Here is an 18,024-nt window from a genome sequence, read left to right as displayed (position 1 = left end):
GTGCCCTGACGCCACGCCGGCTCGATGCCGGTGGTACGCCGGCGGGAGCCGGCGGGAAGCGGCCAGGCGGGAGGCCGGCACGGAGGGCGACCGACTGCTGGGTATGTGCACGGGATACCATTTCCGTCGCCATGCAGACGAACCCCACCCACACCAGCCTGGTCGCGCTCGGCGACTCCTTCACCGAGGGCATGTCGGACCTGCTGCCCGACGGCACCTACCGCGGCTGGGCCGACCTGCTCGCCGGCCGGATGGCCGCCCTCACGCCCGGCTTCCGCTACGCCAACCTGGCGGTCCGCGGGAAGCTGATCCGGCAGATCGTCGAGGAGCAGGTGGACGTGGCGGCCGCCATGCAGCCGGACGTCATCACGCTCGTCGGCGGTCTCAACGACACCCTGCGGCCCAAGTGCGACATGGGCCGGGTGCGCGGGCTGCTGGAGGAGGCAGTGGAGAAGCTGGCCCCCTCGTGCAAGCAGCTCGTGCTGATGCGCAGCCCGGGTCGCCAGGGGCCCGTGCTGGAGCGGTTCCGCCCGCGCATGGAGGAGCTGTTCGCCTGCGTCGACGACCTGGCCGCGCGGCACGGCGCGCTCGTCGTCGACCTGTACGGGGCGCGCTCGCTGAGCGATCCGCGGATGTGGGACGTGGACCGGCTGCACCTGACGGCCGAGGGACACCGCCGGGTCGCGGAGGCCGTGTGGCAGGCGCTGGGCTACGAGCCGGAGGACGCCGACTGGCACGCGCCGATGCCGGCCACGCTGCCGCCGGGGTGGGTCATGCGCCGGGTGGCGGACGTGCGCTTCGCGCGGCAGCACCTGCTCCCCTGGATAGGCCGCCGTCTCACGGGCCGCTCCTCGGGCGACGGCCTGCCCCCGAAGCGGCCCGACCTGCTGCCGTTCGAGGACCTGACGTAGCACCGCGGCGCCCGCCGGAGCGGGGGCGGCCGTCGCGCGGTCGCCCGCTGTGGCGCGGATCTCGTAGGTTCCGACGAAGGCACCCGTGGCGCTGGCCTGCACGAATCGCCAGTAGAATCCGTGCACGTGACTTCCGCTCCCGCCAAGCCCCGCATCCCGAACGTCCTCGCCGGACGCTACGCCTCCGCCGAGCTCGCCACGCTCTGGTCGCCCGAGCAGAAGGTGAGGCTGGAGCGGCAGCTCTGGCTCGCCGTGCTGCGCGCCCAGAAGGACCTCGGGATCGAGGTGCCGGACGCGGCGCTCGCCGACTACGAGCGGGTGCTGGACACCGTCGACCTGGCCTCCGTCGCCGAGCGCGAGAAGGTCACGCGCCACGACGTGAAGGCGCGGATCGAGGAGTTCAACGACCTCGCCGGGCACGAGCACGTGCACAAGGGCATGACCTCCCGCGACCTCACCGAGAACGTCGAGCAGCTGCAGATCCGGCTCTCGCTGGAGCTGATGCGCGACCGCACGGTGGCGGTCCTGGCCCGGCTCGGCAGGCTGGCCGGCGAGTACGGCGAGCTGGTCATGGCCGGCCGCTCCCACAACGTGGCCGCACAGGCCACCACCCTCGGCAAGCGCTTCGCGACCGCCGCCGACGAGCTGCTCGTCGCCTACGGCCGCGTCGAGGAGCTGCTGGGCCGTTACCCGCTGCGCGGCATCAAGGGCCCGGTCGGCACCGCGCAGGACATGCTGGACCTGCTGGGCGGCGACGCCGCGAAGCTCGCCGACCTGGAGCAGCGGATCGCCGCGCACCTGGGCTTCTCGCAGGCCTTCACCTCCGTCGGCCAGGTCTACCCGCGCTCGCTGGACTACGAGGTCGTCACCGCGCTGGTGCAGCTGGCGGCGGCCCCCTCCTCGCTGGCCAAGACCATCCGGCTGATGGCCGGGCACGAGCTGGTCACCGAGGGCTTCAAGCCGGGCCAGGTCGGCTCCTCGGCGATGCCGCACAAGATGAACACCCGTTCCTGCGAGCGCGTCAACGGCCTCATGGTCATCCTGCGCGGCTACGCCTCGATGACCGGCGAGCTGGCCGGCGACCAGTGGAACGAGGGCGACGTGTCCTGCTCGGTGGTGCGCCGCGTCGCGCTGCCGGACGCCTTCTTCGCCCTGGACGGCCTGCTGGAGACCTTCCTGACGGTGCTGGACGAGTTCGGCGCGTTCCCGGCGGTCGTCGCCCGGGAGCTGGACCGCTACCTGCCCTTCCTCGCCACGACCAAGGTGCTCATGGGCGCCGTGCGCGCGGGTGTCGGCCGGGAGCTCGCCCACGAGGCGATCAAGGAGAACGCCGTGGCCTCCGCGCTGGCGATGCGGGAGCAGGGCGCCGAGCGCAACGAACTGCTCGACAAGCTGGCCGCCGACGAGCGCATTCCGCTGGACCGCGGTCAGCTGGACGCCCTGATGGCGGACAAGCTGTCCTTCACCGGCGCCGCGGGCGACCAGGTCGCCACCGTCGTGGCGCGGGTCGAGGAGATCGTGAAGCAGCACCCCCGAGCCGCCGGCTACACCCCCGGCGCGATCCTGTGACGCGCCGCCGCTGATGCCGCGCTTCACCCCCGAGGAGCTCCAGGCCGCCCGCGACCGTGTCGTGCCCGACGTGGTCGCGGAGGGCCTGCACGTGCTGTTCTGCGGCATCAACCCCGGCCTCATGACCGCCGCGACGGGCCACCACTTCGCCCGCCCGGGCAACCGCTTCTGGCCCGCGCTGCACCGGTCCGGCTTCACGCCGCGGCTGCTGAAGCCGGCCGAGCAGGAGGAGCTGCTGTCGTACGGGCTGGGCATCACCAACGTCGTGGCGCGGGCGTCCGCCCGGGCGGACGAGCTGAGCGCCGAGGAGTACCGGGAGGGCGGGCGGCTGCTCGCCGCCAAGGTGGAGCGGCTGCGCCCGCGCCTGCTGGCGGTGGTGGGCGTGACCGCGTACCGCGCCGCGTTCGACGACCGCAAGGCCCGGGTCGGGCCCCAGGACCGGACGATCGGGGACACGCGCGTGTGGGTGCTGCCCAACCCGAGCGGGCTCAACGCGCACTGGACGCTGGAGACGATGGCGCAGGAGTTCGCCCGGCTGCGGGAGGCCGCCGGGCTCCCGTCGGCCACCGCGGATCCGTCGCCGTAGGCCCTGCCGATCCGCCGGGGTGGTTCCCGCCTCACGCGGATCCGCCTCCGGGCATCGCCCCTGCGCGGATCCGTCTCGTGATCCGTCCCTACGGAGGATCCGTCTCCGTGACCAGCGCGAGGAGCCGGACCGCGTCCGACGGGTCGCGGTCGGCGACCGCCACGGCGACCCAGCGTCCGGTGCCCTTCACCTCCCACAGGTGGGCCGCGCCCGCCCGCTGGCTCAACTCGGCCCACGGCCGGGGTATCTCCTCCCGCTCGGTGCGCAGCAGGACCGTGAGCAGGTTGTACGCGTCCGCGTCACCCCAGCGGGACGCCAGGACCTCGTGCACGGCGTCGCGGTCCTTCTCGAACTGGCCCACCGTCACCGCCCGCAGCGCCGGGTCGCCGTCCGGCGCGGTCGCCAGCACCGCCGTGTGGTGGCCGGGTCCGGAGACGCCGACGTCCGACGGGCCGTGCTCCGCCGGGAAAGGGCGGTGGCACAGCTCGTCGATGAGGGCGATGTGCTGTGCGATGTCCATGGCTCCAGTAAACCCGCCGCCACTGACAGTTGGCGGGGCGTCATCCGGCCGTCCGGGCACTTGGCGGCGAACTCCGGCGCGAGGGCGGCGACTTCGCTGTCCGGCGTGGCGACCTCGTGCCGCCCGCCCTGCGGCTGTTCGCCGGTGAGTCCGGGCGTGGTGGGCCGTGGCGCGGCGGCGGTGCTGCTCGGGCGGGGGGTCCGCAGCCCCGCCGGACCCGCGCAGGCCGGGACCGCCGCCCGGGAATCGGGGTGCGTCACGCAGAGCGGGCCACAGCATCCGGGTGCCCTCCCCTCGCCGGGGCGGGCCGGGCCAAGTACGATCCGGCCAACACGCGCACGACCTGGGAGGACGGACGGTGGGGCGGCTGACCGGCGGGGACCCCTCGCTGCTGCGCAGGATCAACTCCGCGGTGGTGCTGCACGCGTTGCGTGCCACGGACTGCGCGACGCTGACCGAGATCACCCGGGTGACGGGCCTGTCCCGGCCGACCGTCGAGGGCGTCGTGGAGGGACTGATCGAGGCCGGGCTGGTCGTGGAGAAGGCGGCCGAGGAGGGTGCCGCGCGGCGGCAGGGGCGGCCCGCGCGGCGGTTCCGGTTCCGGGCCGAGGCCGGGCACCTGCTCGGGCTGGAGATCGGGGCCCGCCGGGTGGCCGCGCTGCTGGCGGACCTGGACGGCCGGGTGATCGGCTCCCAGGCCCGGGACGTCCCCGAGACCGCGGAGGCCGACGAGCGGCTGGAGCGGCTGCGCGGAGCCGTCGCCGAGCTGCTGCGCCGGGCAGGGGTGGCCCGCGGCTCGCTGCGGGCCGTCGGGGTGGCGACGCCCGGCATCGTCGAGGCGGACGGGACCGTGCGGCTGGGCACCGCGCTGCCGGGCTGGACGGGGCTGCGGCTGGGCGAGCGGCTGGGCCGGTCCTTCAAGTGCCCGGTGCTGGTGGAGAACGACGCCAACGCGGCGGTCGTCGCCGAGCACTGGAAGGGCGCGGCGGCCGAGACGGACGACGTGGTCTTCGTCCTGGCCGGTCTGAGCCCGGGCGCCGGCTCGCTGATCGGGGGGCGGCTGCACCGCGGCTACGGCGGAGCCGCCGGGGAGATCGGCGCGCTGCACCTGCTGGGCCGTGAGGTCACCCCCGAGACGCTGCTGTCGACCACCGACGAGCCGCTGCCGCCGCTGGACGAGCAGGCGGTCGCCGGGGTCTTCGCCCAGGCCCGCGAGGGCGACCAGCGGGCCCGGGCGGCCGTCGACCGCTTCCTGCAGCGTCTGGTCCACGACGTGGCGGCCCTGGTCCTCGCCCTCGATCCCGAGCTGGTCGTCATCGGCGGCTGGGCCGCGGGGCTGGACGGTGTCCTGGACCCCCTGCGCCGGGAACTGGCCCGGTACTGCCTGCGCCCGCCGCAGGTGGCGCTGTCCCGGCTGGGTGACGCGGCGGTGGCGACGGGGGCGCTGCGGCTCGCCCTGGACCACGTGGAGGAGCAGTTGTTCAGCGTGGAGGGCACGACCACCCCGCGCCGCTGACGGACGGGGCGGGGGCGGGCCGGGAGCGCCGCCGGCTTCAGGAGGCCTGGCGTTGCGGGCCGTCGTGGATCTCCACGCGCCCGGTGTCCCCGAAGGTGAGCCGGCAGGTGTCGGCCCGGTAGGTGGCGACGGACAGCGCGGCCGTGCGCCCCGCCGTGACGAACCTGGTCGTCACCACCAGGACGGGCGCCCCGGGCAGCCGGTCGAGCTCCCGGGCGTCGTCCGCCCCGGCCGATCCCAGCTCCACCGCGTTCTCCTGCCGGTCGAGCTCCAGGCGCTGTAGTTCGCGCAGGACCGCACGCGCGCGGGCGGCCCCGGAGGGCGCGTCGATGCCGGAGAGCTCCGGCACCGAGGACTCGGGGATGTAGAGCAGTTCGGCCGCGACCGGGCGGCCGTGGGAGACGCGGAAGCGGCGCACGACGTGCACGGGCTCGTCGTCGCGGGTCTCCAGGGTCCCGGCGACGGAGGCCGGGGGTACCGCGGCCGTGCAGTCGACGGGCTGCCAGGCGTCGTCGGGGCCGCCCGGCCAGGTGTGCGGGCCCGTGCCGAGGGAGACGCCCATGCGGGGCGGTGCGACCGTGGTGCCAACCCCGCGGCGGCGCTGCAGCCTGCCTTCCAGTTCGAGCTGCTCCAGGGCCTGCCGGAGCGTGGCGCGGGCGACGCCGAAACGGGCCGCGAGATCACGCTCGTTGGGCAGGATCTCCCCCACCGCGAACTCCGAGTCGAGCGCTTGGCTGAGCACGGTCTTGAGGTGCCAGTACTTCGGCTCCGGCACCGGTTCCAACTGCGTGGTCCCCACCCTGTCCTCCGCAATTCGCCGTGGTCGGCTTCGTTTTAGCGCCCTTGTTTATTAAAGGTTGTTGCACTTATCTGCGACCATAGGACGGCCCTGATACTTGGTCAAGACCAATGCCGGGAACGTTCACGGCGCGTTGACACTCGGCGCGCCGGGGCCGTCCGGCGCCCGTTAGGCCGGGGGCAGGGTCCGCAACTTGTCGGGATTGCGCACCACGTAGACGGCCTGGACGCGGCCGTCGGCCACGTCGAGCTGGAAGACCGAGTCGGGCCTGCCGCCGGACAGCACCAGCACCGCCGGGCCGCCGTTGAGTTCCAGGAGGCGGACCGAGAAGTCCTCGACGCCCTTGCGCGCGGCGCCGACGAGGAACCGGCCGACCTTGTCCGCAGTGTGCAGCACCCGCAAGGGGGCCCGGGACTTGCCGCCGCTGTCCCCGACGAGCCGGACGTCCGGGGCGAGCAGGGCCATCAGCCCGTCCAGGTCGCCGTCGGCCGCGGCGGCGAGGAACCGTTCGGTGAGGTCACGGCGCTGGGCGGGGTCGACCCGGTAGCGGGGCCGGCGTTCCTCCACGTGCTTGCGGGCCCGCCCGGCCAGCTGGCGGACGGCCGGTTCGCCCCGGTCGAGCATGGCGGCGATGTCGGCGTACGGGAACCCGAAGGCCTCGCGCAGCACGAACACCGCGCGCTCCAGCGGGGAGAGCGACTCCAGCACGACGAGGACGGCGAGGGAGACCGAATCGGCGAGCACGGCCCGCTCGGCGGTGTCGGGCACGGTGTCGCCGAAGTCGGTGACGTACGGCTCGGGCAGCCAGGGGCCGACGTAGGTCTCGCCGCGGGACTTGATCTGGCGCAGCCGGTCGATGGCGAGGCGGGTGGTGATCCGCACGAGGTAGCCGCGGGGCTCGCGCACGTCACCGCGGTCGGCGCCCGACCAGCGCAGCCATGCCTCCTGCACGACGTCCTCGGCGTCGGCCACGCGCCCCAGCATGCGGTAGGCGACGCCCAGCAGGACGGGCCGGTGCGTTTCGAAGACGTCGGTCGCGGTCTCGGTCGTCACGGTCCCATCCCAGCCCACCGCCGTTGCGCTGTCCAGGCGGAACCCGTCCTTCCCGGACAGAATGGCCGACAGGAGGCAGGTGATCGGCACAACGGGTTCCTGGAGGCGGTCATGCGGTACGCGGTGCTGGGCACGGGCCAGGTCGGGCGGACGCTCGGCGGACGGCTGGTCGAGCTGGGGCACGAGGTGCGGCTGGGTTCCCGCACACCCGACAACACGGCCGCGGTGCAGTGGTCCGCCGCGGCGGGGCCCCGGGCGGGCGCGGGGACGTTCGCGCAGGCGGCGGCGTTCGGGGAGGTCGTGGTGAACGCGGTGGGCGGACGGGTGGCGCTCGCCGCCCTGGAGGCGGCCGGTGCGGCGAACCTCGGCGGAAAAGTCCTGGTCGACGTCTGCAATCCGCTGGCGTTCGAGGAGGGGGAGCTGCGGCTGTCGCCCGTCGAGTCGGACAGCGTGGGCGAGCAGATCCAGCGGGCGTTCCCGCACGCGCGCGTGGTCAAGGCCCTCAACACGGTCAACTGCCGGGTGATGGTGGAGCCCGGTCTGGTGCCCGGGGAGCACCAGGTCTTCGTCTGCGGGGACGACGCGGACGCCAAGCTGCGGGTGACGGGGCTGCTCGGCGAGTTCGGCTGGCCGGCGGACCGGGTGCTCGACCTCGGCGGCATCCGGGCGGCCCGGTCGGTGGAGATGTACCTGCCCCTGTGGGTGGACCTCATGCGGAAGCTGGGGCACGCGGAGTTCAACGTGGAGGTGCGCACGGCCCGTTGAGTCCTTCACGGGGTCCCGGAGACGGAGACCGCTGGGGGCTACCCGTCGGTAGCAAGTGCTGCCAAGCTGTCCGCAGCGTCCGTCAGCGAGCACAGCCGAGGAGCACCCCATGTCCGCCACCGTCTCCTTCGACGTCGCCACCCCGCGCGGCGAGCGAACCGTGACCCTGTCGTACACCCGCAAGGGCAGCGGCGACCCGCTGCTCCTGCTGCACGGCATCGGGCACCACCGGCAGGCGTGGGACCCGGTGATCCCCGCCCTCGCCGCCGAGCGGGACGTGATCGCCCTGGACCTGCCGGGCTGCGGCGCGTCGCCGGCGCTGCCGGACGGCATGGCGCACGACCTGCCCACGATGAGCGCCGTCCTGAAGGCCCTGTGCGGCGCGCTCGACATCGAACGGCCCCATGTGGCGGGCAACTCGCTGGGCGGCCTGCTCGCCCTGGATCTGGCCCGGGCCTCCCTGGTGCGGTCCGTCACCGCCCTGTCCCCCGCCGGGTTCTGGAACGACATCGAGCGCCGCTACGCCTTCGCCGTGCTGACCGCCATGCGGGGCATCGCCCAGCGCATGCCCCTGCCGGTGGTGGAGCGGCTGGCCCGGCCCGCACTCGGCCGCACCCTGCTGACCAGCAGCATCTACGCCCGGCCGGGGCGCCGTGCACCCGAGGCGGTGATCGCCGAGACACTCGCCCTGGCCCGGGCCCAGGGCTTCTTCGAGACGCTCCACTCGGGCCGGACCGTGCGGTTCACGCACGACGTGGTCGGCACGCCCGTCACCGTCGCCTGGGGCGACCGGGACCGGCTGCTGGTCCCGCGCCAGGGCGTGCGCGCCAAGACCGTCATCCCCCAGGCCCGGCTCGTACGGCTGCGGGGCTGCGGCCACGTCCCGATGAACGACGATCCGGCGCTGGTGGCCCGGGTGGTGCTGGACGGCAGCCGCTGACCTCGCGCCGCGGCGAGCGGCGGCCGCGCGGGCATCCGCGGACGGGCGGGCGACACCCCGGGCCGCCCGGCGGGGCGGGCGCAGCCTCTAAGGTCTCCCCTCATGAGGTCAGCACACAGTGATCCGGGCGGCGGCAGCGCGTCCGCCGCCTGGGAGCTGCTGCTCCCCGCCGCCGCGGCTCCCGCGCGCACCCGGGGCCGCTCGCTGCAGGCGGCGCTGCGCGAAGCGGTCCGCTCCGGACGGCTCGCCCCGGGCACGCGGCTGCCGTCGAGCCGGGACCTGGCCGCGGACCTGGGTGTCTCCCGCGGGCTGGTCACGGAGGCGTACGAGCAGCTCACGGCCGAGGGCTATCTGCGCAGCGGCCGGGGTGCCGGGACCTGGGTGGGCGACGCCGTGCGGTCCGCCCGGCCCGGGGCGCGTGACCTCGCGCCCCGCTCCCCCGGCACCCGGGCCGACTTCGTGCCCGGCACACCGGACCTCGCGTTGTTCCCGCGCTCGGCCTGGGCGGCGGCGCAGCGCGGAGTGCTGGCGGAGCTGCCCCACCGGGAGCTGGGCTATCCCGATCCGCGCGGCCTGCCCCGGCTGCGGACGGCGCTGGCCGAACTGCTCTCCCGGCGGCGGGGCGTGGTGGCCGACCCGGAGCGGATCGTCGTGGTCTCCGGGGTGGCCCAGGCGACCACCCTGATCGGGTACGCGCTGCACGCCCGCGGCATCCGCACCGTCGGTGTGGAGGACCCCGGCAGCCCCCAGCACGACGCGCTGTACGGCTCGGCCGGCGTCACGGCCGTGCCGCTGCCCCTCGACGACGAGGGCATCGCCCTGGAACCGCTGCGGGCCTCGGGCGTCCGGTCGCTGGTGACGACACCGGCCCACCAGTTCCCCACCGGCATCGCCTGCTCGGCCCGCCGCCGCGCCGCACTGCTCGACTGGGCCCGGTCGGTCGACGGGCTCGTCCTGGAGGACGACTACGACGGCGACTTCCGTTACGACCGCGCCCCCGTCGGCGCGCTCCAGGGCCTCGATCCCGACCGCGTGGCCTACACCGGCTCGGTCAGCAAGTCCCTGGCTCCCGGACTGCGGCTGGGCTGGCTGCTGGTGCCGGAGTCGTGGACGGAGGAGGTCGTGGAGCGCAAGCGCACCATGGACCTCGGCCACCCGGCCCTCGACCAGGCCCTGTTCGCCCGTTTCCTGGAACGCGGCGACTACGACCGCCAGTTGCGCCGCTGCCAGCGCGCCTACCGAGAGCGCCGGGACGCCCTGGTCGCCGCGCTGGACGCGCACTTCCCCGGCTCGGCCGTCTCGGGCATCGCGGCCGGGCTGCACGTGATCGCCGCGCTCCCGGAGCGTTACGGGCCCGAGTCGCGGTTCCTCGCCGGGGTGGCGCGGGCCGGGGTGGCGGTGCGCCCGCTGTCGGCGTACGCGCACGCACCCGGCACCGGTGACGGGGCGAAGGAGGTACGGCTGGTCCTGGGCTACGCCCATGTGCCGCCCGCCCGGATCCACGAAGGCGTACGGCTGATGGCGGAGGCGGTCGCCGGCTGAGGGCGACGCCGGCCGGGGCGGGTGCCGCCGCGCCGGTCGGCGCCGGGGCGCACGACGCCGCGGCGGACGGGCAGCCGAGAGGCGCGGCCCGGAACGCCCGCGTGGGGAGGCCCTGTTCCCTCACCCTGCGGTCAGTTGTTCACTTGGGGTTCGTGCGGCCGCTGCGGCGTGCCAGTAGGTGTGGCTCTGCACACTGGCCGGATCCCGTCCCTGGAGGCGCATCCATGTCCCACAGTCCGTTCCCCCGGCGTCGCAGTGTCCTGCGCGGCACCCTCGCCGCGTCGGCGGCCCTGTCCCTGCCCACCGCGCTCGGCGCCGCTCCGGCCTTCGCGCGGTCCGGGCGCCCGAACGCCGCCTGGGGCGTGCAGACGGGTGACGTGACCGCCGACTCGGGGCTGGTGTGGGTCCGGTCCGACCGGCCGGCCCGGATGGTCGTGGAGACCTCGGCCACCGAGTCGTTCCGCGACGCCCGACGGTGGCACGGCCCCCTGCTCGGCCCGGGCACGGACTTCACCGGCACGACGCGGCTGCGCGGCCTGCCCTCCGGCGAGCAGATCCACTACCGCGTCCTGCTGGCCGACCCGGACGACCCGCGCCGCACCGGCGAGCCCGTCACCGGCACCTTCCGCACCGCCTCCGGCCGGCGCCGCGACGGCGTGCGGTTCGTCTGGTCCGGCGACCTGGCGGGCCAGGGCTGGGGCATCAACCCGGAGTTGGGCGGCTACACGATCTACAACGCCATGGCCGCCCTCGACCCCGACTTCTTCCTGTGCAGCGGGGACACCGTCTACGCCGACGGCCCCATCGGCGAGACCGTGGCCCTGCCCGACGGCCGCACCTGGCGGAACGTCACCACCGAGGAGAAGTCCAAGGTCGCCGAGACGCTCGCCGAGTTCCGCGGCAACTTCCGCTACAACCTGCTGGACGCGAACCTGCGGGCCTTCAACGCCCGGGTGCCGTCCGTCGTCCAGTGGGACGACCACGAGGTCACCAACAACTGGTACCCCGGTGAGATCCTCACCGACGGGCGCTACACCGAGAAGCGCGTCGACGTGCTGGCCGCTCGCGCCCGCCGGGCGTTCTCCGAGTACTTCCCGGTCTCCACGCTGCGCCGCCCCGGCGGGCGGGTCCACCGGGTGCTGCGCCACGGCCCGCTGCTGGACGTGTTCGTCCTGGACATGCGCACCTACCGCAACGCCAACTCGCCGGGCGACCAGGCCGTCGACGAGCAGGGCATCCTCGGCCGCGAGCAACTGGAGTGGCTCAAGCGCGAGCTGTCCCGCTCCCGGGCGGTGTGGAAGGTGATCGCCTCCGACATGCCGATCGGCCTGGTCGTGCCGGACGGGGCGACGGCCGTCGAGGCCGTCGCCCAGGGCGACCCGGGCCGGCCGCTCGGTCGGGAGCTGCAGATCGCCGAGCTGCTGCGGCACATCAAGCACCGCCGGATCACCGGCACCGTGTGGCTGACGGCCGACGTGCACCACACCTCGGCCCAGCACTACCTGCCCTCGCGGGCCGCGTTCACCGACTTCGAGCCGTTCTGGGAGTTCGTCTCGGGCCCGCTGAACGCCGGTGCCTTCCCGGCGAGCGCGCTCGACGGCACCTTCGGCCCGGACCGGGTGTTCGTGAAGGCCCCGGCCACGGGCAACGTCTCCCCGGCCGGCGGCTACCAGTTCTTCGGCGAGGTCGCCATCGACGGGCACAGCGGGGAGCTGACGGTGCGTCTGCGCGAGCAGGACGGCGCGGTGCTGTTCACGAAGGTGCTCCAGCCCGGGCGGATCGGCCAGTGAGTACGCAGCGCAACGTTTGAAGCGTCGACAAAAGGGGGAAAATAGACCCTTTACCCGCCGGTCACAATCCGTTCTCGATCGCGCAACACCGTTCCGTCACAGTGGGTGCATGACGCGTGATGTGAGCGAACCGACCGACGACCGCAACGACGACTGCCGCAGCACGACGGCCTGGCAGCGGGCCAGGGCGGCCTTCCACGGACGCTTCAGTCGGCGCCACGAACACGCGCCGCCGACGAGCGATACCGGGTCCCCGGCACCGCAGCAGGTGCCGGGGGCGGACACCCTGTGGCGGATGCGGACCACGGTGAAGGACGAGCCGGGCTCGCTGGCCGCGCTGTGCACGGCCCTCGCCGTCCACCGGGTGGACATCCTCAGCCTGCAGACGCATCCGCTGGCCGAGGGCACGGTGGACGAGTTCCTGCTGCGGGCCCCGGCCGGGCTGCTCGCCTCGGACCTCGCCGCGGCGGTCGCCTCGGCCGGCGGTACCGACACCTGGCTCGAACGGGCCGACGCCCACGATCTGGTCGACGCGCCGACCCGGGTGCTCGGGCTCGCCGCGCGCACCGCGCTCGACGCGGCCGAACTCCCGCTGGCTCTGCGGCAGTTGCTGGGCAGGTGCACCATCCGCTCGCAGCCCGCCCCGGCCGGCGGCGGCCGGTCGCCGGGCGGTGCGCCGGTGGAAGGGGCGCTCGACGACACGGTGATGCGGCTGCGCGTCCCCGAGGGCGGTTCGATCACCGTCGAGCGGCCGTACCTGCCCTTCACCCCGACCGAGTTCGCCCGGGCCAGGGCCCTGGTGGAACTGGACGCCCGGCTCGGCCCGCGGGTGCCGCAGGGCGCCGACGTGCTCACCCTCGCCGAGGGCAGCGACATCACCGTGCGGCGGGCCGATCCGCGGGACCTGCCGGCGGCGCGGGCGATGCACGAGCGGTGCTCCCCGCAGACGCTGAGGCTGCGCTACCACGGGCCCGTCGGCGACGCCGACCGGTACCTCAACCACCTGCTCAGCCCGCGCCACGGGCGCACCCTCGCCGTGCAGACCGCCTCCGGGCGGATCGTCGCGCTCGGTCACCTGCTATGGGACGGGGACGAGACGGAGGTCGCCCTGCTCGTCGAGGACGCCTGGCAACGGCGGGGCGTGGGCGCCCAGTTGCTCGCCCGGCTGGTGGGCCTGGCCGCCGAGGCCGGCTGCGCCGGCGTGTACGCGGTGACGCAGGCGTCCAACACCGCGATGGTCGCGGCCATGCGGGGTCTGGGACTGCCCCTGGACTACCAGGTCGAGGAGGGCACGCTGGTGATCACGGCGCGGCTGGACGAGACGGCCGTGCCGGCGGGTGCGGAGGAACTGGGCAGCACCTCCGCACCGTAGGCCGCCTGTCAGAGCGCGGGGGCGGGGACGCGCGAGCCGTGCGCGCGGCCCGCCGCGTCCCCGGCCGGGCCGGGTAGCGCCCGGTCCAGGTCCGCCCAGAGGTCCTCCACGTCCTCCAGGCCGACGGACATGCGCAGCAGCCGGTCGCCGACCCCGGCGCCCCGGCGGTCGTCGGCGTCGACGATGCGGTGGCTGATGGACGCCGGGTGCTGGATGAGGGTGTCCACGCTGCCCAGGCTCACCGCCGGGGTGATCAGGCGGACCCCGGCGATGACCTCGTGCGGGTCGCCGTGCACCTCGAAGGCGACCATGCCGCCGCCGATGCGCGGATAGTGCACCCGGGCCACCCGCGGGTCGGCGGTGAGGCGGCGGGCCAGTACGGCGGCCGTGGCGGAGGCGGCCCGGACCCGGACCGGCAGGGTGGACAGGCCGCGCAGCAGCAGGTAGCCGGCCAGGGGGTGCAGGACACCGCCCGTGGCGAAGCGCACCTGGCGCAGCCTCCCCGCGAACTCCTCGTCGCAGGCGACCACACCGGCCAGGACGTCGCCGTGCCCGCCGAGGTACTTGGTGGCGCTGTGCAGCACCAGCCGGGCCCCGTGCTCGGCGGGGCGCTGGAGGACCGGTGTGGCGAAGGTGTTGTCCACGAGCAGCGGCACCGAGCCGCAGGCGTGGGCGACGGCCCGCAGGTCGACCTCGGTGAGCGTGGGGTTGGCCGGGGACTCGACCATGACCAGCCCGGTGTCGGGGCGCAGCGCGTCGGCGACTCCCGCCGGGTCCGTCCAGGTGACCTCCGAGCCCAGTACCCCGGCGGTCAGCAGGTGGTCGCTGCAGCCGTACAGGGGGCGTACGGCGACCACGTGGCTCAGGTCCGCCGCGCCGCGCGCCAGGAGGACGGCGCTCAGCGCGGCCATGCCGCTGGCGAAGGCGACCGCCGCCTCGGTGCCCTCCAGCCGGGCCAGCGCGGTCTCGAAGCGGGCCACGGTCGGATTGCCGAGCCGCCCGTAGACGGGCGGTCCGTCCGGTTCGGCGCCGGTGGCGGCGAAGGCGTCGATCCGAGCCGCCTCGGCACGGCTGTCGTAGGAGGGATAGGTGGTGGACAGGTCGATCGGCGGGGCGTGCAGCCCCTGCCGGGCGAGATCGTCCCGGCCGGCGTGCACGGCCTCGGTGGCGAGGGCTCGCGGTGCCGTGCGTCCTGTTCGCGGTGGGGTGCGTACGTCGTTGTGGGCGCCCATGCTCGCTGTGTCCATGACGGAAGGGTGAACACCGGCCGGGTACGCGGCGGCGAACCCCGTGCTACGTTCGGCCGATGGCCGAATCAGTCGTACTGGACCCGGTTGATCTTCATCTTCTGCGGCTGTTGCAGAACGACGCCCGGGCGACGTACCGGGATCTCGCGGCGCAGGTCGGGGTGGCGCCGTCCACGTGCCTGGACCGGGTGACCCGGCTGCGGCGCTCGGGGGTGATCCTCGGGCACCGGCTGGAGCTGGATCCGGCCAGGCTGGGGCGGGGACTTCAGGCGCTGCTGTCGGTGCAGGTCAGACCGCACCGGCGGGAGCTGGTCGGCCCGTTCGTGGAGCGGATCCGCGCGCTGCCCGAGTCCCGGAGCGTCTTCCATCTGACCGGCCCGGACGACTACCTGGTCCATGTCGCGGTGGCCGACATGGCGGACCTGCAGCGGCTCGTACTGGACGAGTTCACCGCGCGGCGGGAGGTGGCGCGGGTGGAGACCCGGCTGATCTTCCAGCAGTGGGAGTGCGGCCCGCTGCTGCCGCCTTCGCCCTCGGCTCAATCCGGGTGACGCGCGCGGTCCGCCGTACCAGGATGGACCGCATGTCTGAGATCACCAGCGCGCTTCCCCGAGAGGTCGCCGACGCCTACGTCGACGAGCTCGTCGCCCTCGACCCGATCACCGGCACGTTCCTCGGCGACAAGGCGAGTTCGAACCGGCTGCCCGACACCTCGCCCGCCGGCCAGGAGGCGCTGGCGGAGCTGGCCCGCCGCACGCTGGCCCGGCTGGACGAGGCGGAACGGCTGCCCGGGGCGGACAGCGACATCGAGCGCCGCTGCGGGCGGCTGCTGCGCGAGCGGCTGACGGCCGAACTCGCCGTGCACGAGGCCGACGAGGGCCTGCGCTCCGTCAGCAACCTGAGCTCGGTGGCGCACGCGGTCCGGCAGGTCTTCACCGTGACGCCGGCGCAGACCGAGGAGGACTGGGCGGCGATCGCCGAGCGGCTGCGCGGGGTCCCGGCCGCGCTGGAGGGCTACCGGGAGTCCCTGGCGCTCGGCCTGGACCGCAAGCTGTACGGCGGGCCCCGCGCGACCGCCACGTTCGTCGGGCAGCTCGGCGAGTGGGCCGACGCGGACGGTTCGGGTCGCGGCTGGTTCGAGGCCTTCGCGGCCGCGGGCCCCGATTCCCTGCGCTCCGACCTGGACACGGCCGCCCGGGCCGCCACCGAGGCGGTCGCACGGCTGCGCGACTGGATGCGGGACGTGTACGCACCGGCCGTCGAGGGCGCGCCGGACGTGGTGGGCCGGGAGCGGTACGCGCGCTGGGTGCGCCAGTACAACGGCACGGACCTCGACCTGGACGAGGCCTACGCCTACGGCTGGTCCGAGTACCACCGCCTGCTGGGCGAGATGCGGACCGAGGCCGAGAAGATCCTCCCCGGTGCCGCGACCCCCTGGGAGGCGCTGGCCCACCTCGACGAGCACGGCACCCACATCGAGGGCGTCGACGAGGTCCGCGACTGGCTGCAGGGCCTGATGGACGAGGCGATGGACGCCCTCGACGGCACCCACTTCGACCTGGCCGAGCGGGTGCGCAGGGTCGAGTCGCGCATCGCCCCTCCGGGCAGCGCGGCGGCCCCCTACTACACGCCGCCGTCGGACGACTTCTCCCGCCCGGGCTGCACCTGGCTGCCGACCATGGGGGCGACGCGCTTCCCGGTGTACGACCTGGTGTCGACCTGGTACCACGAGGGCGTGCCCGGCCACCATCTGCAGCTGGCCCAGTGGAAGCACGTGGCGCAGGACCTGTCCCGCTACCAGGCGAGTGTCGGCATGGTCAGCGCGAACGCCGAGGGCTGGGCGCTGTACGCGGAGCGGCTGATGGACGAGCTGGGCTTCCTGACGGACCCGGAACGCCGGCTGGGCTACCTGGACGCGCAGATGATGCGGGCGGTGCGCGTCATCATCGACATCGGCCTGCACCTGGAGCTGACGATCCCGGACGACTCGCCGTTCCATCCCGGCGAGCGCTGGACGCCGGAGCTGGCGCAGGAGTTCTTCGGCTCGCACAGCAGCCGCCCGGCCGACTTCGTGAAGAGCGAGCTGACCCGCTACCTGTCCATGCCGGGCCAGGCCATCGGCTACAAGCTCGGCGAACGGGCCTGGCTGCTGGGCCGGGAGAAGGCCCGCGAGCGGCACGGGGACGCCTTCGACGCGAAGGCGTGGCACATGGCGGCGCTGTCGCAGGGGTCGCTGGGGCTCGACGACCTGGTGGACGAACTGTCGCGGCTGTAGTTCCGGCCCCGCCGTCCCGCCGTCCCGCCGTCCCGCAGGGCCGGCGGGACGTGCGCGGGCGGAGGTGCAGGGTCGACTCGCCCCGGTGGACGGGGGGTTCAGCAGCCGCAGTCGGCAGCGTCCACGGGCGCCGTGAGCGGGTCCGGGTCCCGGCGGGCACCGCCCTGCCAGGTCTCGAACGCCAGGCCCTCGCGCACCCAGTACTCGAACCCGCCGAGCATCTCCTTGACCCGGTAGCCCCGTTCGGCGAGGGCGAGCGCGGCGCGGGCCGCGCCGTTGCAGCCGGGGCCCCAGCAGTAGGTGACGACGGGCACGGACGGGTCGAGGAGCCGTGCGGCCTGCTCGGGGACGAGCGCGGTCGGCAGGTGGAGCGCGCCGGGGACGTGCCCCTGCTCCCAGGCCTCGGTGGAACGGGAGTCGACGAGGACGAAGCCCGGGTCGCCGCCGGCCGCCAGCGCGGCGGCGACGTCGGACACGTCGGTGTGGAAGGCCAGAGCGGCCCGGAAGTGCGCGGCGGCGTCGGCCGGTGCGGCGGGAGCGACCCGCAGGACGGGGTTCACTGCGGTGGTCCTGGACGTCGTGGTCATGGACAAGAAACTACGGGCGTCGACCCGGCCGCTGAAGCGGTGATCCCCGGCCTCGGCCTTGATCCGCCGGGGAATGCCCTGCTATTTCTCGGGGATGACCGAGTATTCCCCGGACAGTACCGACTGGCGCATCCTCGACGTCCTCCAGCGGGACGGCCGGGTCAGTTTCGCCGAGCTGGCCCGGGCCGTGTCGATGTCGGCGAGCGCGGTCACCGAACGGGTGCGGCGCATGGAGGAGGCCGGGGTCATCCGGGGCTACGGGGCGGTCGTCGACCCGGAGCGGCTGGGCCTGCCGATCCTGGCGTTCGTCCGGCTCAGGTACCCGACCGGCAACTACAAGCCCTTCCACGACCTGGTGGCCGTCACGCCCGAGATCCTGGAGGCGCACCACGTCACGGGCGACGACTGCTTCGTCATCAAGGTCGCCGCGCGCTCCATGCGGCACCTGGAGGAGGTGTCCGGGAAGATCGGCGCCCTGGGGTCGGTCACCACCAGCGTCGTCTACTCCTCACCGCTCCCCCGCCGCCCCCTGGGCCGCTGACCTGGGGCCGG

Annotated in this window: 17 protein-coding genes; 12 read left to right on the top strand and 5 right to left on the bottom strand. The window is 74.5% G+C overall.

Going from position 1 to position 18,024, the window contains the following annotated elements; genetic code table 11:
- Window positions 1–131: 131 nt before the first annotated feature.
- The 3 genes from ACFYWG_RS05970 (at window position 132) to mug (ending at window position 3,066) form a co-directional block, all read left to right on the top strand.
- Entirely contained in the window at window positions 132–911 is a 780-nt protein-coding gene (locus ACFYWG_RS05970; protein ID WP_383501280.1) for an SGNH/GDSL hydrolase family protein, read from the top strand.
- Between the two features lie 126 nt (window positions 912–1,037).
- Window positions 1,038–2,480 (top strand): adenylosuccinate lyase, encoded by a 1,443-nt coding sequence (gene purB / locus ACFYWG_RS05965; protein ID WP_333929859.1) that lies wholly within the window; start codon window positions 1,038–1,040, stop codon window positions 2,478–2,480.
- A 13-nt stretch (window positions 2,481–2,493) separates the two neighbouring features.
- Window positions 2,494–3,066, top strand: a complete 573-nt coding sequence (gene mug / locus ACFYWG_RS05960) for a G/U mismatch-specific DNA glycosylase (RefSeq protein WP_383501276.1) — start codon at window positions 2,494–2,496, stop codon at window positions 3,064–3,066.
- 88 nt (window positions 3,067–3,154) lie between these two features.
- Here mug and ACFYWG_RS05955 read toward each other — a convergent pair whose 3' ends face one another.
- Window positions 3,155–3,586 (bottom strand): hypothetical protein, encoded by a 432-nt coding sequence (locus ACFYWG_RS05955; protein ID WP_376326153.1) that lies wholly within the window; start codon window positions 3,584–3,586, stop codon window positions 3,155–3,157.
- 358 nt (window positions 3,587–3,944) lie between these two features.
- On the opposite strand from ACFYWG_RS05955, the gene ACFYWG_RS05950 reads away from it, so the two are divergent.
- Window positions 3,945–5,102: an ROK family transcriptional regulator gene (locus tag ACFYWG_RS05950; protein WP_376326152.1), complete on the top strand. Its 1,158-nt coding sequence runs from the start codon at window positions 3,945–3,947 to the stop codon at window positions 5,100–5,102.
- Between the two features lie 37 nt (window positions 5,103–5,139).
- On the opposite strand, the gene ACFYWG_RS05945 is transcribed toward ACFYWG_RS05950, so the two are convergent.
- On the bottom strand, window positions 5,140–5,901 hold the full coding sequence (locus tag ACFYWG_RS05945) for a GntR family transcriptional regulator (protein WP_376326150.1): 762 nt from the start codon (window positions 5,899–5,901) through the stop codon (window positions 5,140–5,142).
- A 168-nt stretch (window positions 5,902–6,069) separates the two neighbouring features.
- A complete protein-coding gene (locus ACFYWG_RS05940; protein WP_385421058.1) occupies window positions 6,070–6,954 on the bottom strand; it encodes an RNA polymerase sigma-70 factor in 885 nt (294 codons plus the stop codon).
- 111 nt (window positions 6,955–7,065) lie between these two features.
- On the opposite strand from ACFYWG_RS05940, the gene ACFYWG_RS05935 reads away from it, so the two are divergent.
- From ACFYWG_RS05935 to ACFYWG_RS05915, 5 genes are all read left to right on the top strand, one after another.
- Window positions 7,066–7,719, top strand: a complete 654-nt coding sequence (locus ACFYWG_RS05935; protein WP_383501264.1) for an NADPH-dependent F420 reductase — start codon at window positions 7,066–7,068, stop codon at window positions 7,717–7,719.
- Window positions 7,720–7,828: 109 nt separating this feature from the next.
- Window positions 7,829–8,659, top strand: coding sequence for an alpha/beta fold hydrolase (locus tag ACFYWG_RS05930; RefSeq protein WP_383501261.1), 831 nt, complete (start codon window positions 7,829–7,831; stop codon window positions 8,657–8,659).
- 102 nt (window positions 8,660–8,761) lie between these two features.
- The gene (locus ACFYWG_RS05925) at window positions 8,762–10,201 is read left to right on the top strand and encodes a PLP-dependent aminotransferase family protein (RefSeq protein WP_389199589.1); all 1,440 of its coding nucleotides are present in this window, start codon (window positions 8,762–8,764) and stop codon (window positions 10,199–10,201) included.
- A 224-nt stretch (window positions 10,202–10,425) separates the two neighbouring features.
- Window positions 10,426–11,991, top strand: coding sequence for an alkaline phosphatase D family protein (locus ACFYWG_RS05920; protein WP_389199586.1), 1,566 nt, complete (start codon window positions 10,426–10,428; stop codon window positions 11,989–11,991).
- Window positions 11,992–12,100: 109 nt separating this feature from the next.
- Window positions 12,101–13,363, top strand: coding sequence for a GNAT family N-acetyltransferase (locus tag ACFYWG_RS05915; protein WP_389199583.1), 1,263 nt, complete (start codon window positions 12,101–12,103; stop codon window positions 13,361–13,363).
- A gap of 8 nt (window positions 13,364–13,371) precedes the next feature.
- On the opposite strand, the gene ACFYWG_RS05910 is transcribed toward ACFYWG_RS05915, so the two are convergent.
- The gene (locus ACFYWG_RS05910; RefSeq protein WP_389200719.1) at window positions 13,372–14,595 is read right to left on the bottom strand and encodes a trans-sulfuration enzyme family protein; all 1,224 of its coding nucleotides are present in this window, start codon (window positions 14,593–14,595) and stop codon (window positions 13,372–13,374) included.
- 74 nt (window positions 14,596–14,669) lie between these two features.
- Between ACFYWG_RS05910 and ACFYWG_RS05905 the strand changes: the two genes are divergently transcribed.
- Together ACFYWG_RS05905 and ACFYWG_RS05900 are read left to right on the top strand one after the other, a co-directional pair.
- The gene (locus tag ACFYWG_RS05905) at window positions 14,670–15,161 is read left to right on the top strand and encodes an Lrp/AsnC family transcriptional regulator (protein WP_376326140.1); all 492 of its coding nucleotides are present in this window, start codon (window positions 14,670–14,672) and stop codon (window positions 15,159–15,161) included.
- Between the two features lie 32 nt (window positions 15,162–15,193).
- Window positions 15,194–16,885 carry a DUF885 domain-containing protein gene (locus ACFYWG_RS05900; protein ID WP_389199580.1) on the top strand — a complete coding sequence of 564 codons (1,692 nt, stop codon included), beginning with the start codon at window positions 15,194–15,196 and terminating at the stop codon, window positions 16,883–16,885.
- Between the two features lie 98 nt (window positions 16,886–16,983).
- On the opposite strand, the gene ACFYWG_RS05895 is transcribed toward ACFYWG_RS05900, so the two are convergent.
- Window positions 16,984–17,472 (bottom strand): rhodanese-like domain-containing protein, encoded by a 489-nt coding sequence (locus tag ACFYWG_RS05895; RefSeq protein ID WP_389199578.1) that lies wholly within the window; start codon window positions 17,470–17,472, stop codon window positions 16,984–16,986.
- A 94-nt stretch (window positions 17,473–17,566) separates the two neighbouring features.
- Between ACFYWG_RS05895 and ACFYWG_RS05890 the strand changes: the two genes are divergently transcribed.
- Window positions 17,567–18,013: an Lrp/AsnC family transcriptional regulator gene (locus ACFYWG_RS05890; RefSeq protein ID WP_389199576.1), complete on the top strand. Its 447-nt coding sequence runs from the start codon at window positions 17,567–17,569 to the stop codon at window positions 18,011–18,013.
- Window positions 18,014–18,024 lie beyond the last annotated feature (11 nt).

It is taken from the genome of Streptomyces sp. NPDC003456 (genome assembly GCF_042878735.1).
In the GTDB taxonomy this organism is placed as follows: Bacteria; Actinomycetota; Actinomycetes; order Streptomycetales; family Streptomycetaceae; genus Streptomyces.
Note: the sequence above shows the minus strand (reverse complement) of the source record. Positions and strands in the feature narration are given on the sequence as shown.

Coding starts and splice junctions, on each gene's coding strand:
- ACFYWG_RS05970 (WP_383501280.1), top strand. CDS start 132: ATGCAGACGAACCCCACCCACACCAGCCTGGTCGCGCTCGGCGACTCC.
- ACFYWG_RS05905 (WP_376326140.1), top strand. CDS start 14,670: ATGGCCGAATCAGTCGTACTGGACCCGGTTGATCTTCATCTTCTGCGG.
- ACFYWG_RS05955 (WP_376326153.1), bottom strand. CDS start 3,586: ATGGACATCGCACAGCACATCGCCCTCATCGACGAGCTGTGCCACCGC.
- ACFYWG_RS05900 (WP_389199580.1), top strand. CDS start 15,194: ATGTCTGAGATCACCAGCGCGCTTCCCCGAGAGGTCGCCGACGCCTAC.
- ACFYWG_RS05930 (WP_383501261.1), top strand. CDS start 7,829: ATGTCCGCCACCGTCTCCTTCGACGTCGCCACCCCGCGCGGCGAGCGA.
- ACFYWG_RS05925 (WP_389199589.1), top strand. CDS start 8,762: ATGAGGTCAGCACACAGTGATCCGGGCGGCGGCAGCGCGTCCGCCGCC.
- ACFYWG_RS05910 (WP_389200719.1), bottom strand. CDS start 14,595: ATGGGCGCCCACAACGACGTACGCACCCCACCGCGAACAGGACGCACG.
- mug (WP_383501276.1), top strand. CDS start 2,494: ATGCCGCGCTTCACCCCCGAGGAGCTCCAGGCCGCCCGCGACCGTGTC.
- ACFYWG_RS05920 (WP_389199586.1), top strand. CDS start 10,426: ATGTCCCACAGTCCGTTCCCCCGGCGTCGCAGTGTCCTGCGCGGCACC.
- ACFYWG_RS05890 (WP_389199576.1), top strand. CDS start 17,567: ATGACCGAGTATTCCCCGGACAGTACCGACTGGCGCATCCTCGACGTC.
- ACFYWG_RS05935 (WP_383501264.1), top strand. CDS start 7,066: ATGCGGTACGCGGTGCTGGGCACGGGCCAGGTCGGGCGGACGCTCGGC.
- ACFYWG_RS05915 (WP_389199583.1), top strand. CDS start 12,101: ATGACGCGTGATGTGAGCGAACCGACCGACGACCGCAACGACGACTGC.
- ACFYWG_RS05895 (WP_389199578.1), bottom strand. CDS start 17,472: ATGACCACGACGTCCAGGACCACCGCAGTGAACCCCGTCCTGCGGGTC.